Origin of the sequence: Microbacterium azadirachtae (assembly GCF_000956505.1) — a bacterium.
GTDB lineage: Bacteria > Actinomycetota > Actinomycetes > Actinomycetales > Microbacteriaceae > Microbacterium > Microbacterium azadirachtae_A.
The window spans coordinates 221,534-234,094 of sequence record NZ_JYIX01000036.1 but is presented as its reverse complement, the minus strand read 5'-3'; the positions used below and the strand labels follow the sequence as shown (position 1 = coordinate 234,094).

Annotated in this window: 13 protein-coding genes; 2 read left to right on the top strand and 11 right to left on the bottom strand. The window is 70.9% G+C overall.

Annotated elements, in window-relative coordinates; all coding sequences use genetic code 11:
- The first annotated feature begins 87 nt into the window (after positions 1 to 87).
- Positions 88 to 1,347 carry a diaminopimelate decarboxylase gene (gene lysA / locus RS86_RS12455; RefSeq protein WP_045272569.1) on the top strand — a complete coding sequence of 420 codons (1,260 nt, stop codon included), beginning with the start codon at positions 88 to 90 and terminating at the stop codon, positions 1,345 to 1,347.
- 44 nt (positions 1,348 to 1,391) lie between these two features.
- Complete coding sequence (locus RS86_RS12450; protein WP_045272568.1) at positions 1,392 to 1,934, top strand: NUDIX hydrolase; 543 nt, start codon at positions 1,392 to 1,394, stop codon at positions 1,932 to 1,934.
- An 18-nt stretch (positions 1,935 to 1,952) separates the two neighbouring features.
- Here RS86_RS12450 and RS86_RS12445 read toward each other — a convergent pair whose 3' ends face one another.
- The 11 genes from RS86_RS12445 to rplU all read right to left on the bottom strand — a co-directional run bounded on the left by RS86_RS12445 (position 1,953) and on the right by rplU (position 12,410).
- On the bottom strand, positions 1,953 to 4,307 hold the full coding sequence (locus RS86_RS12445) for an FdhF/YdeP family oxidoreductase (RefSeq protein ID WP_200892804.1): 2,355 nt from the start codon (positions 4,305 to 4,307) through the stop codon (positions 1,953 to 1,955).
- Positions 4,304 to 5,188: a formate dehydrogenase accessory sulfurtransferase FdhD gene (gene fdhD, locus RS86_RS12440; RefSeq protein WP_045272567.1), complete on the bottom strand. Its 885-nt coding sequence runs from the start codon at positions 5,186 to 5,188 to the stop codon at positions 4,304 to 4,306. Before fdhD ends, RS86_RS12445 begins: the two co-directional genes overlap by 4 nt.
- 38 nt (positions 5,189 to 5,226) lie before the next feature.
- Positions 5,227 to 5,616, bottom strand: a complete 390-nt coding sequence (gene rsfS, locus RS86_RS12435) for a ribosome silencing factor (RefSeq protein ID WP_045272566.1) — start codon at positions 5,614 to 5,616, stop codon at positions 5,227 to 5,229.
- The gene (locus RS86_RS20640) at positions 5,613 to 7,166 is read right to left on the bottom strand and encodes a hypothetical protein (protein ID WP_045272565.1); all 1,554 of its coding nucleotides are present in this window, start codon (positions 7,164 to 7,166) and stop codon (positions 5,613 to 5,615) included. Before RS86_RS20640 ends, rsfS begins: the two co-directional genes overlap by 4 nt.
- Complete coding sequence (nadD, locus tag RS86_RS12425; protein WP_045272564.1) at positions 7,163 to 7,759, bottom strand: nicotinate-nucleotide adenylyltransferase; 597 nt, start codon at positions 7,757 to 7,759, stop codon at positions 7,163 to 7,165. The genes RS86_RS20640 and nadD overlap by 4 nt, the downstream gene beginning before the upstream one ends.
- Positions 7,760 to 7,768: 9 nt before the next feature.
- On the bottom strand, positions 7,769 to 7,996 hold the full coding sequence (locus RS86_RS12420; RefSeq protein ID WP_045272563.1) for a hypothetical protein: 228 nt from the start codon (positions 7,994 to 7,996) through the stop codon (positions 7,769 to 7,771).
- A 48-nt stretch (positions 7,997 to 8,044) separates the two neighbouring features.
- Positions 8,045 to 9,349 carry a glutamate-5-semialdehyde dehydrogenase gene (locus tag RS86_RS12415; protein ID WP_045272562.1) on the bottom strand — a complete coding sequence of 435 codons (1,305 nt, stop codon included), beginning with the start codon at positions 9,347 to 9,349 and terminating at the stop codon, positions 8,045 to 8,047.
- Between the two features lie 48 nt (positions 9,350 to 9,397).
- Positions 9,398 to 10,180 carry a glutamate 5-kinase gene (gene proB, locus RS86_RS12410; RefSeq protein WP_045272561.1) on the bottom strand — a complete coding sequence of 261 codons (783 nt, stop codon included), beginning with the start codon at positions 10,178 to 10,180 and terminating at the stop codon, positions 9,398 to 9,400.
- Positions 10,177 to 11,706, bottom strand: a complete 1,530-nt coding sequence (gene obgE, locus RS86_RS12405) for a GTPase ObgE (protein ID WP_045272560.1) — start codon at positions 11,704 to 11,706, stop codon at positions 10,177 to 10,179. The genes proB and obgE overlap by 4 nt, the downstream gene beginning before the upstream one ends.
- 117 nt (positions 11,707 to 11,823) lie before the next feature.
- Positions 11,824 to 12,081 carry a 50S ribosomal protein L27 gene (gene rpmA, locus RS86_RS12400; RefSeq protein ID WP_045272559.1) on the bottom strand — a complete coding sequence of 86 codons (258 nt, stop codon included), beginning with the start codon at positions 12,079 to 12,081 and terminating at the stop codon, positions 11,824 to 11,826.
- A gap of 20 nt (positions 12,082 to 12,101) precedes the next feature.
- On the bottom strand, positions 12,102 to 12,410 hold the full coding sequence (gene rplU / locus RS86_RS12395; protein ID WP_045272558.1) for a 50S ribosomal protein L21: 309 nt from the start codon (positions 12,408 to 12,410) through the stop codon (positions 12,102 to 12,104).
- Positions 12,411 to 12,561: the final 151 nt, after the last annotated feature.

Below are 12,561 nucleotides of genomic sequence, written 5' to 3'. Positions count from 1 at the left end.
GGATCCCCGATCCTCCGCACGGCAGGGGCCGCCGCTCTCGAGCCGCGGCCCCTGCGTAGACTCCGAACCGAACGAAGGGCGAAACCCATGCCGCACCCCCTGCTCGAGCTCCTCCCCGTCGGCACGGAGGTCGATGCCGACGGCACCCTGAGGATCGGAGGATGCCGCGTCGACGATCTCGCCCGGGAGTTCGGCACACCGGCGATCATCGTGGACGAGGCCGCACTGCGCGCCCGCGCGCAGGAGTACCGCACTGCGCTGACCTCGCGCCGCCCGAACGCCCGCGTGGTGTTCGCGTCGAAGGCGTTCCCGGCCACGGCCGTGCAGCGGGTCATGGTCGAGGAGGGCATCGGGCTGGACGTCGCGGGTGGCGGCGAGATCCTCAGCGCGCTGCGCGCCGGCATCGACCCCGCGCTGCTGGTCATGCACGGCAACGCGAAGACGACCGAGGAGCTGAGGATCGCGGTGGACGCCGGACTCGGCCTGGTCGTCGTCGACAACGCCGACGACGTGGACCGCCTCGAGCAGCTGGTGCCGGAGGGACGCGCCCAGGACGTGCTCGTGCGCGTGATCCCCGAGGTGGAGTCCTCCACGCATCCGCACGTGCAGACCGGACAGGTGGGATCCAAGTTCGGCCTCACCGCCGCCGCCGCGAAGGCCCTCATCGCCAGGATCGAGGCGAGTCCGCGACTGCGGATGCGCGGTGTGCACGCCCACGTCGGCTCGCAGATCATGGATCCGGCCGAACTCGCCGCCGCGGTCGCACCCCTCGCCGCGCTCGGAACCTTCCCCGTCTACGACCTCGGCGGCGGGCTGGGAGCGCGCTACACCTACGACGAGCACCCGGCCACAGTCGACGCCTACATCGAGGCGCTGCTCGCCGCGGCGGCGGAGCACCTCCCCGCGGAGGCCGAGATCATCATCGAGCCCGGACGCAGCATGGTGAACGCCTCGGCGCTGACCCTGTACACCGTGACCACGGTGAAGCGCGACGCCCGCACGTTCGTGGCGGTCGACGGCGGGATGGGCGACAACCTCGAGGTGGCGCTCTTCCAGCAGCGCTACGAGGCCGCGCTCGCTCAGCGCCTGCACGAGGACGCCGTGGAGGACGTCGTCGTGGTCGGTCGGCACTGCGAGTCCGGCGACGTCCTCATCGATCCCCTGCGCCTCCCCGAGGTCCGCGTCGGCGACCTGCTCGCGGTGCCTGCGACGGGCGCCTACACGCACACCATGGCGAACAACTACAACGGCTACCGCCGTCCTCCCGTGGTGTTCGTGCGCGATGGCGCGGCCAGAGCCGTGATCCGCCGCGAGACCTGGGAAGACCTCTTCGCCCGCGACCTCTGAGCGCGAGGGCGACGGGCCCGCTCATCCCACGGCAGAATGGCGGGATGCGCCATCACGACCTGCTCCGCGACCTGACCGCGCTGCCGTTCTCCCCCGTGCGGGACGCCTATCTCGAGTTCGTGCGCGCCGGCGGCGATGACGCACTGCGCCGCGACGGCGGAGCGGAGCACGTCACGGGATCCTGCTTCGTGTTCTCCCCCGACTTCGCCCAGGTGCTGCTGTGCTTCCACGGCAAGGGGCGGTTCTGGGTGCAGTTCGGCGGGCACGTCGAACCGCAGGACCCGTCGGTCTCCGCGACCGCGCAGCGGGAGGCGCGGGAGGAGTCCGGGATCGGCGATCTGCGCCTGCTCTCGGCCGCGATCCTCGATCTCGACCGGCATGCGCTGCAGCAGGGCTTCGCCTGCGCCGCGCACTGGGACATCGGCTTCGCGGCCCTCGCGGATCCCGCCGCGCCCATCGCCGTCAGCGACGAGAGCGAGGATGTGCGCTGGTTCCCGGTCGACGCCCTGCCCGCGGAGGTGCCGGACGGGTTCGGAGAGCGCCTCCGCGCGGTCCGCGAGGCGGCGCTGCAGCTCGCGGACGCCTGAGGACGAACCCGGCGGCGCTCAGGCCGCGCGGGCCGCGGACCGGGTGACGGTGACCTGGATGCTCTTCATGAGCGGCTGGTCGCTCTGCGCACTGAAGTCGGCGTGCCCGATCAGCACGTTCAACTCCGGCATGTAGCCGGCCGCGCAGCCCTGCGGAAGGTCGTAGGGCACCGCGCGGAAGGAGCGCACGACACGGGTGGATCCGTCCTTCGAGGTCGACCGGATGTCGACGAGATCCCCCTCCGCGATCCCCCTCGAACGCATGTCTTCCTCGTGCAGGAAGATCAGCTCGCGCAGGTTCTTCACGCCGCGGTAGCGGTCGTTGCTCGAGTAGATCGTCGTGTTCCACTGGTCGTGCGAGCGCATGGTCTGCAGCACCAGCGTCTCGGCGGACGCGGGGATCACATCGGGCAGCGGCGCGTGCGAGAACTCGGCCTGCCCGGACTCCGTCTCGAACACGCGCTCGCGGGCCGGCTGCGGGATGCGGAAGCCGTGACGGTTGCGGATCAGGTCGTTGAAGCCCTCGAAGCCGGGGAGGACCTGCGCCATGACGTCCCTGATCCGGTCGTAGTCGGCGATGTAGTCGTCCCAGGGCGTCTGCGAAGCCGGCAGGGTGGCCTTCGCGATCCCGGCGATGATCGCGGGCTCAGAGCGCAGGTAGGCCGAGGCCGGCCGCTTGCGTCCCACCGAGAGGTGCACCATGCTCATCGCGTCCTCGACCGTGACGCCCTGCGGACCGGCCTGCTGCTGATCCCGCTCGGTGCGTCCGAGGCAGGGCAGGATCAGCGCCTTCTCGCCGTGGACGAGGTGACTGCGGTTGAGCTTCGTGCTCACCTGCACCGTCAGCCGGCAGCGGCTCAGCGCCTCGGCGGTGTACGCCGTGTCGGGGGCGGCGAGCACGAAGTTGCCGCCCATGCCGACGAAGACCTTGACCGTGCCGTCGTGCATGCCGCGGATCGTCTTGACCGTGTCCAGACCGGGATGGCGCGGCGGGTCGATGCGGCAGACCTCCGCCAGCCGATCCGTCCACGCAGGCGGGCGGTGGTCGATGCCGCAGGTGCGGTTGCCCTGCACGTTGCTGTGCCCGCGCACGGGCGACGGCCCGGTCCCCGGGCGCCCGATGTTGCCGCGCAGCAGCAGCAGGTTCACGATCTCGCGCACGGTGTCCACCCCGTGCTCATGCTGACTCACGCCGAGGCACCAGCTGATCACGGTCCGCTCCGAGCCGAGGTAGACCGCCGCGGATTCGCGGATCCGCTCCTCGCTGAGGCCGGACTGCCGCACCAGCTCCGCCCAGGGCGTGGCCTCGACCAGCGCCCGGTAGTCCTCGAGACCGTTCGTGTAGGCGCGGAGGAATGCGGTGTCGAGGACGGTGGGATCCGCCTCTGCCGCCTCGAAGACGACTTTCGCCATCCCGCGGATGAGCGCGAGATCGCCGCCGAGGCGCACCTGCAGGTTCATCGTGCTGGTGGCGGTGCTCTTGAACAGGGCCATGTCGACGAAGTCGTGCGGCACGATCGTCCGCGTCGCCCCGACCTCGACGAGCGGGTTGACGTGCACCACCTGCGCGCCGCGACGGACGGCGTCGGACAGCGCCGTCAGCATGCGCGGGGCGTTCGACGCGGCGTTCACGCCCAGGACGAAGAGCGCGTCGCACTCGTCCCAGTCACGCAGATCCGCGGTTCCCTTGCCCGTGGCGAGCGAGGCCTTCAGCGCACGCCCCGAGGCCTCGTGGCACATGTTCGAGCAGTCCGGGAGGTTGTTGGTGCCATACTCGCGCACCATGAGCTGATACAGGAACGTCGCCTCGTTGCTCAGGCGTCCCGAGGTGTAGAAGCTGGCCTCGTCAGGACTGGCGAGACCCTGCAGTTCTTCGCCTATGAGCGCGAACGCGTCGTCCCAGGAGATCGGCACGTACCGGTCGCTCGCGGCGTCGTAGCTCATCGGCTCGGTGAGGCGCCCCTGATCCTCGAGGTCGAAGTCCGTCCACGAGGACAGCTCGGCGACCGTGTGCGACGCGAAGAACTGCCGGTCGACGCGCTTGTGCGTCATCTCCCACGTGACGTGCTTGATCCCGTTCTCGCAGATGTCCAGGCGCAGATTGCCCGGATCGTCCGGCCAGGCACAGCCGGGGCAGTCGTATCCCGAGACGCCGTGGTTCATGATGAGCATCGCGCCGGAACCCGCGATCGGCTCGCGCTCGCGCAGCAGCACCTGACCGACCGACTTCGCCGCGCCCCAGCCCGCGGCAGGGTGACGGTAGGGCTTCCGCGACCAGGCCGCCGTCGTGCGCGGCCCGTAGCCGCCCTGTCGGGGCTCGTCCGGCATGAGCCCGAAGGCCGTTCCTCCGCGCGCGTCCACGTCGTCGCTCATCGCTCTGCCTGTCCTTCCCGCACGGGCTCCTCGCCCTGCGTCGCCGCATCGATCAGCACGCGCTGCGCATGCGCGTACACGTTCATGGATCGTCCTCGCACGAAGCCGAGCAGCGTCAGACCGGTCTGCTCGGCGAGCTCCGCCGCCAGCGAGGACGGTGCCGAGACCGCCGAGAGGATCGGGATCCCCGCCATGACGGCCTTCTGCACGAGCTCGAAACTCGCCCGTCCCGACACCTGCAGCACGGTCGAACGTAGCGGGAGCCGCCCCTCCTGAAGCGCCCAGCCGACCACCTTGTCCACGGCGTTGTGCCGGCCCACGTCCTCCCGGATCACGAGCAGCTCGCCGCTGACGGCGTCGAAGAGGGCGGCGGCGTGCAGTCCCCCGGTCTTGTCGAAAGCGGCCTGTTCGGCGCGGAGCCGGTCCGGCAGCTCCGCGATCCATCCCGCCTCGACCTCGACGTCGTCCTGTACGACGTCGTAGTGCGACACCGTCCGCACCGCGTCGATGCTGGCTTTGCCGCACACGCCGCACGAACTGGTCGTGTAGAAGCGGCGCGCCTCGTCGGCGCCGGGCAGCCGCACCCCGGGGGCGAGCGACGTGTCGAGCACGTTGTAGGTGTTCTCGGCGCCGCCGGTGCCGGGACCGCCGCAGTGGATCGCGGCGCGGAAGTCGGCCCTCTCCGAGATCACGCCCTCCGAGACGAGGAATCCGATCGCGAGTTCGACGTCATGGCCGGGGGTCCGCATCGTGACCGCGAGCGGCACACCGCCGATCCGGATCTCGAGCGGTTCCTCGACCGCGAGCGTGTCGGCGCGACGATGCACGCCCTCCCCCAGGGCGATCCGGGTGACCGGCCGCAGCGTCGTGATCCGTCCCACGGCTCGACCCTACTCGCGGATCGCGGATCCTCGCCGGATCAGTCCCGCTCGGCGGGCACGCCGAGCGGCGCGGGCTCGGCGATCGGCACGACGGGGCAGTCCTTCCAGAGGCGCTCCAGACCGTAATACGTGCGCTCCTCCTCGTGGAAGACGTGCACGATGAGGTCGCCGAAGTCGAGCAGCACCCAGCGTGCCTCACTGCGGCCCTCGCGACGGACGCGCTTGTGGCCCGCCTCGATCATCTTGTCCTCGACCTCGTCGGCGATCGCGGCGACGTTGCGCTCGCTGTTGCCGGTGACGAGGAGGAAGATGTCGACGAGCGGCAGCGGCTCCGACACGTTCAGCGCGAGCAGATCCTCTCCGCCCTTGGAACGGGCCGCGTCGGCGGCGATCTGCAGCATGTCTGCGGCGGACGGCGACTGCATCATGAAGAGAACGCTCCTGTGGTGATGGCGACGATGAGCGCGCCGACCAGGGCGACGGCGAGAGCGCCGGCGGTGATGGTCAGAGCGAGCATGAGCTTGTTGCCCTTTTCGGGCTCGGGCGGGCGGATGACCTCGCCGGCGGGCTTGATCGTGCCGATCGCCGCGCTGGCGGCGATCGGGGTGGGCGAGGACGCGGGAGCGAGCTCGCCGTCGACGAGCACGGCGTCGACCTCCTTGCCGTCGGCGACGCCGTCGGCGTGGCCGCGCGAGCCGAGGCCCGAAGGAAGGTCGTAGCTGCCGGTGACGAGGATCTCTCCGGTGGAGGCGACGGGACCCGACAGCGACAGACCCGCAGGCGCCTGCTGGAAGATCAGCGCGTTCGGTGCGGCGTGGTGCGAGCCCGTGGAGTCGCCGATCAGCGCGTCGAAGGAGTCGGCCTGCGGAGTGCGCGCCTGCTCGGCGAGCACGCGCTGGCCGAAACCAGCGCTGACCGTGGACGCGGAACCCGCGACAGGTGCGGTCTGCGGTACGGGGCGCGGCGCGGCCGCGGCGGGTGCGGCCGGAGTCGGAGCGGCGGGGATCTGCGGAGCCTCAGCGGCGGAGTCCGCCGCTGCCGACCAGAGCGCCGTCTGCTCGGACGAGAAGGGCAGGCTCACCGGGTCGGCGTCCGGCGCGGGCGTCGGGCCTGCGGCGGGGACCGCGGGCAGCACCGAGGCGGGAGCCGTATCGGCCGGACGGGAGGACCGCGTGCCCTCGACGGGCTGAGGCGCGGCGGCGACGGGATCCGCGTGCCACGTGCGTCCTGTCTCCTCCTCGGCGCGCACGACCGAGGAGACCGAGACCGGGGCGACGCCCTGTTCGGCGTCGTCGACGCCGTCCTGCTCGTCGGGCTCCGGGGCAGACACGGGCGCGGTGGATTCGAACGACCGGCGACGGCTCGGGTAGCTGGGCCGCGGAACGTCGGTGATCATCTCGGACGCCGCGGGCGTCGCGGGCACGGCCGGCGCGGGCTCGGATGCGACAGGCGCCGCGGCCGGGACCACCGGCGGGGCGAACGAGGGGGCCGCCGTGGCAGGAGCCGCAACGGGCTCGGCAGCGGGGGCAGGCGCGCTCGGAGCGCCCTGGGCGGACGGATCGGACACCGGCAGAGCGCCGGTGCGGAGCCGCTCCTGCTCGCGCTTCTGGCGACGCGTGAGCGGCTCATCGCCCTCGGCGGAGTCCTGGGAGTCGACGTCGGCCGGCGCGGCCGGCGCGGGAGCCAGTGCAGCGGGCTCAGCAACAGCGGGCTCAGCGACAGGGGCCTCGACGACAGGGGCCTCGACGACAGGGGCCTCGACGACGGGCTCCGCAACGGGGGCCTCGAGGACGGGCTCCGCCACCGGCGCAGCCGCGGCAGCCGCCGCAACGCTCTGCAAGCGCGACGCCTCCGCCTCCTCCGGAGTGACGATCGGGGTCGATCCGGTGAGGCGCACCTCCCGCAGCTGCTTGCGGGTGAGTTGGGTGCTGCCGGCTGACTGATCAGCAATGTTCGCGTGCTGATCCGATGTGCTCATGACGTGCTCCGATAAAGGTGATGCTTCGCGATGTACTGGACCACACCGTCCGGCACGAGGTACCAGACGGGATCCCCCTCGCGGACGCGGGATCGGCAATCGGTCGACGAGATCGCGAGGGCGGGGACTTCGAGTTGGCTGACGTCGTCGCTGGGCAGACCGTCCGTGCTCAGCACGTGACCTGGTCGGGAAACCGCGACGAAGTGGGCCAGATCCCACAGTTCATCATGATCCCTCCAGCTGAGAATCTGCGCCACGGCGTCTGCGCCGGTGATGAAGAAGAACTCCGCATCGGGGCGCTGGGTCTTCAGATCCCGCAGCGTGTCGATCGTGTAGGTCGGGCCCTCACGATCGATGTCCACGCGGCTGACGGTGAACGACGGGTTCGAGGCCGTCGCGATGACCGTCATCAGATAGCGGTGCTCGCTGTCCGACACATCGCTCTTCTGCCACGGCTGACCCGTGGGCACGAAGACGACCTCGTCCAGTCCGAACGAGTGCGCCACTTCGCTGGCGGCGACGAGGTGACCGTGATGGATGGGGTCGAAAGTTCCGCCCATCACGCCGATCCGCGGCGCAGGAGTGGTCGTCATCGGATCAGCTCAGTGACCGTGACCGGCCCCGTGTCCTTCGTGACCGTGCTCCGCCGCCCACGCCTGCGCCTTGCGGTCGTGGCGGTTGGCGACGTTGCGGTAGGAGAGCGCGACCAGGCCGAGCAGCGCGAACACGCCGGCGGCGATCAGACCGAACGGAAGGGTCTCCAGCGCCACGTTGCCGTGGTGCTCGGTGGTCTCTGCGGCGGTCTGCACGAGCTGTGCGACGAGGTTCATCGATTCTCCAGAGTGATCAGGGTGGATCTCAGCTCCTCAGTCTAGCCCTCAGCCGCGCGTCTGCCCCGCTCCGCGCGCGAGCCACTTGGTGCTGGTCAGCTCGGCGAGTCCCATCGGGCCTCTGGCGTGCAGCTTCTGCGTGGAGATGCCCACCTCGGCGCCGAAGCCGAACTCGCCCCCGTCCGTGAACCGCGTCGACGCGTTCGCCATCACCACGGCCGAGTCGACCTCGGCCAGGAAGCGCTCGATCGCGAGGGCGTCCGTGCTGATGATCGACTCGGTGTGCCCCGTGCTGTACCGCCGGATGTGCGCGAGGGCGCCGTCGAGATCGTCCACCACGCGCATCGACAGGTCGAGGCTCATGTGCTCGGTGGCCCAGTCCTCGTCGGTCGTCGGGACCGCCGCGGGCACGAGCCGGCGGACGTCCTCGTCACCGTGGATCGTGACGCCCTGCGCGATCAGCGCCTCCGCGACCTCGGGCACGAGCCGGTCGGCGGCGGCGCGGAGCACCAGGACGGTCTCCACCGCGTTGCACACGCTGGGGCGCTGCACCTTGGCGTTCACGACGATGTCGCGCGCCCAGTCCAGCGGCGCGGTCTCGTCCAGCACGATGTGCACCACGCCGGCCCCGGTCTCGATCACGGGGACCGTGGATTCGGTCACGACGGTCTCGATGAGCCCTGCACTTCCGCGCGGCACGAGCACGTCGATGAGACCGCGGGCGTGCATCATCGCCGTGGCGCCGGCGCGGCCGAAGTCGTCCACGGTCTGGATCGCCTCTGCGGTCACCCCTGCTGCAGCGAGGGCGTCGCGCATGACGCGCACGAGCACGGTGTTGCTCTCCTTGGCGGCGCTGCCCCCGCGCAGCACGGCCGCGTTGCCCGAGCGCAGCGCGAGAGCGGCGATGTCGACAGTGACGTTGGGGCGGGCCTCGTAGATCGCGCCGACCACGCCGAAGGGCACCCGCACCTGTTCGAGGGCGACGCCGTTGGGCATGCGATGCCCGCCGACGACGCGGCCGACGGGGTCCGGCAGGGCCGCGACCTCGCGGACGGCCGCCGCGAGCGCCTCGATCCGCTTCTCGTCCAGACGGAGCCGGTCGAGGAGCCCGTCGCCGATGCCGTCCTCCGCGCCGCGCGCGAGGTCGCGGGCGTTGGCGGCGATGATGTCGGCCGAGGAAGCCGTGAGCGCGTCGGCGATCGCGTGCAGGGCGGCCGCCTTGCCGGCGCTCGTGAGTCGCGCGACCTCACGGGACGCCTCCTTGGCGGCGCGCATCCGCGTCTCGGGCGATTCCGTCCCGTCCTGCGCGGAGGCGTCTGCGGGCACGGCGAAGTCGGCGATCACGGTGGACATGCGGTCAGTGTACCCACGCGCCGCGCCGCGGAGGCCCGGATGACGGAATCAGACCGCGGGCTCGAACCAGGTGCCGATCTCGGCGCCGGAGAGCGCCTCCGCGACCAGATCCGCGCTGGTCACCAGCACGCCGATGCCGCTCGCGGCGGCCAGGCGGGCGGCGGAGACCTTGGTCGCCGCCCCGCCGGTGCCGACGCTGTTCACGACGGTCGCGCCGAACTCGAGTCCGGACAGGTCCGCGCCCGCCGCGACGATGTCGAGCGGTTCGGCGGTCGGGTCGGACGGCGGCCGGGTGTAGAGCGACTCCACATCGCTGAGGAGGACGAGCGCATCGGCCCCGGTCAGCTGCGCCACGAGTGCGCCGAGCCGGTCGTTGTCCCCGAAACGGATCTCCTGCGTGGCCACGGTGTCGTTCTCGTTCACGATCGGCAGCACGCGCAGGCCGAGCAGGCGTTCCATGGCACGGCGCGCGTTGCTGCGCGATGTCGGATGCTCCAGGTCGCCCGTGGTCAGCAGCACCTGCCCCGCCACGATGCCGTGCGGGTGCAGGGCCTCCTGGTAGCGGTAGATCAGCACGTTCTGCCCGACGGCGGCCGCAGCCTGCTGCGTGGCCAGGTCGGTGGGCCTGGCGTCGAGCTGCAGGAACGGGATCCCTGTCGCGATCGCGCCGGAGGACACCAGGACGATCTCGGTGCCGCGCGCGTGCGCCTCTGCGAGCGCCTCTACGAGCAGCGGGATCCGCCAGGCCGCCTCACCGCTGATCGAGGAGGATCCGACCTTGACGACGATCCGCGCCGCCGTCGGCAGATCGGCCCTGGTCAGCGCCGTCACTCGATGTCCTCGATGCCGGCGTCCTCCCCCGCTGCGGCGCCCCTGGCGAGGCGCTGCTCCTCGAGCTCGGCCCGGGCGGCCGCCTTCGCGTCCATGCGCTCGTGGTACCGCTCGCGGCGCTCGTTCGTGGTGCGGCGGGTGTTCGGGTCGAAGCGCGAGTCCAGACCGCGCGGCGAGGTGATGAGCTCTGCGGCCGACGACATCTGCGGCTCCCAGTCGAACACGATGCTCTCGCCGGGGCCGATCACGACGGTGGATCCGCGCTCGGCGCCCAGGCGGAACAGTTCGTCCTCGACGCCGAGCTTCTCGAGCCTGTCGGCGAGGAAGCCCACGGCCTCCTCGTTCTGGAAGTCCGTCTGCTGCACCCAGCGCACCGGCTTGTCGCCGAGGATTCGGTACACGTTGCCGTAGCTGCCGCCCTCGACGCGGATCTCGAACTCGCGCTTCGAGCCGCGCGGTCGGATGACGACGCGCTCCTTGGGCGCGGCGGCGGCCGCAGCCAGCTCGGCGCGGTGCTCGTCGACGATCTCGCCGAGGGCGAAGGTCAGCGGCCGCAGCCCCTCGTGCGACACGGTGGAGATCTCGAACACGCGGAAGCCGCGCTCCTCGAGCTCGGGACGCACGAAGTCGGCGAGCTCGCGGGCCTCCGGGACGTCGATCTTGTTGAGCGCGATCACCTGGGGGCGCTCGAGCAGCGGGACCTGTCCCTCGGGCACCTCGTAGGCGGCGAGCTCGGCGAGGATCACGTCGAGGTCGCTGAGCGGATCACGGCCGGGCTCGAGCGTGGCGCAGTCGAGCACGTGCAGGAGGGCGGAGCACCGCTCCACGTGCCGCAGGAACTGCAGCCCGAGGCCGCGGCCCTCGCTCGCGCCCTCGACGAGACCGGGGACGTCGGCGACGGTGTAGCGCGACTCTCCGGCCTGCACGACGCCGAGGTTCGGATGCAGCGTGGTGAACGGGTAGTCCGCGATCTTCGGCCGTGCGGCGGAGATCGCCGCGATCAGGCTCGACTTGCCGGCGGACGGGTAGCCGACCAGCGCCACATCGGCGACGGTCTTGAGCTCGAGTACGACGTCGCCCTCGAAGCCGGGCGTTCCCAGCAGCGCGAAACCGGGCGCCTTGCGCTTCGGCGTCGCGAGCGAGGCGTTGCCGAGGCCGCCGTGTCCGCCCGCGGCGACCACATAGCGCTCCCCCGGGATGACCATGTCGGTCAGGATCTCGCCGTCCGGTGTCTTGACGACCGTGCCCACCGGCACGAGCAGCTCGAGGTCCTCGCCGTCGTAGCCGGAGCGGTGGTCGCCCATGCCGAATCCGCCGTTCTGCGACGTGCGGTGCGGCGAGTGGTGATACGACAGCAGCGTGCCGGTCTGCGGGTCGGCGACGAGCACGATGTCGCCGCCGTCACCGCCCTTGCCGCCGTCCGGACCGCCGAGGGGCTTGAACTTCTCACGGTGCACGGACACGCAGCCGTTGCCGCCCTTGCCCGCGCGCAGGTGCAGCGTCACCCTGTCGACGAACGTGACCATGCGGATCCTCCTGGATTGGGGGCGGGAAGGGACGTGCCCGGAAATATGGAAACGGGGCGAGCCGAAGCCCGCCCCGTTTCCGAACAGTGCCCAGCCGAGGCTGGGCCTGTGGAAGCCTTACTCGGCAGCCGCGACGATGTTGACGACCTTGCGGCCGCCCTTCGCGCCGAACTCGACCGCACCGGCGGCGAGGGCGAAAAGCGTGTCGTCGCCACCACGGCCGACGTTGACGCCGGGGTGGAAGTGCGTGCCGCGCTGACGGACGAGGATCTCGCCGGCGTTGACGGCCTGGCCGCCGAAGCGCTTCACGCCGAGTCGCTGTGCATTGGAGTCACGACCGTTGCGGGTCGAGCTCGCACCCTTTTTGTGTGCCATTTCTCAGCTCCTCTTCGTGCTTACTTGATGCCGGTGATCTTGAGGCGCGTGAGGTCCTGACGGTGACCCTGGCGCTTCTTGTAACCGGTCTTGTTCTTGAACTTCTGGATGACGATCTTCGGGCCGCGGAGGTGGCTGACGACCTCGGCGGTGACCTTGACCTTCGCGAGCTTGTCGGCGTCGGTGGTGATCTTGTCACCGTCGACGAGGAGCACCGCGGCGAGCTCGACCTTGTCGCCCTGGGCCGCCTTCAGGCGGTCGAGCTGAACGATCGTGCCGACCTCGACCTTCTCCTGGCGTCCACCGGCGCGCACTACTGCGTAAACCACTTCATACCTGTTTCGTTGGGGAGCGGAACCGCTCCGTAATCTCACGGGAAGACTGTGCTTGCATCGCGCCACAGCAGAGGGATCCGCAGTGGCGGGCGCGAGTTGCATGATCCCGCGGCGGCCGAGTGGGACGTCCGGCGCGGTGCACCAA

What these genes read in the sequence shown, in the direction of transcription:
- lysA (WP_045272569.1), top strand. Translation starts at nt 88, where the DNA reads ATGCCGCACCCCCTGCTCGAGCTCCTCCCCGTCGGCACGGAGGTCGAT.
- RS86_RS12450 (WP_045272568.1), top strand. Translation starts at nt 1,392, where the DNA reads ATGCGCCATCACGACCTGCTCCGCGACCTGACCGCGCTGCCGTTCTCC.
- RS86_RS12445 (WP_200892804.1), bottom strand. Translation starts at nt 4,307, where the DNA reads ATGAGCGACGACGTGGACGCGCGCGGAGGAACGGCCTTCGGGCTCATG.
- rsfS (WP_045272566.1), bottom strand. Translation starts at nt 5,616, where the DNA reads ATGATGCAGTCGCCGTCCGCCGCAGACATGCTGCAGATCGCCGCCGAC.
- RS86_RS20640 (WP_045272565.1), bottom strand. Translation starts at nt 7,166, where the DNA reads ATGAGCACATCGGATCAGCACGCGAACATTGCTGATCAGTCAGCCGGC.
- nadD (WP_045272564.1), bottom strand. Translation starts at nt 7,759, where the DNA reads ATGACGACCACTCCTGCGCCGCGGATCGGCGTGATGGGCGGAACTTTC.
- RS86_RS12420 (WP_045272563.1), bottom strand. Translation starts at nt 7,996, where the DNA reads ATGAACCTCGTCGCACAGCTCGTGCAGACCGCCGCAGAGACCACCGAG.
- RS86_RS12415 (WP_045272562.1), bottom strand. Translation starts at nt 9,349, where the DNA reads ATGTCCACCGTGATCGCCGACTTCGCCGTGCCCGCAGACGCCTCCGCG.
- obgE (WP_045272560.1), bottom strand. Translation starts at nt 11,706, where the DNA reads ATGGTCACGTTCGTCGACAGGGTGACGCTGCACCTGCGCGCGGGCAAG.
- rpmA (WP_045272559.1), bottom strand. Translation starts at nt 12,081, where the DNA reads ATGGCACACAAAAAGGGTGCGAGCTCGACCCGCAACGGTCGTGACTCC.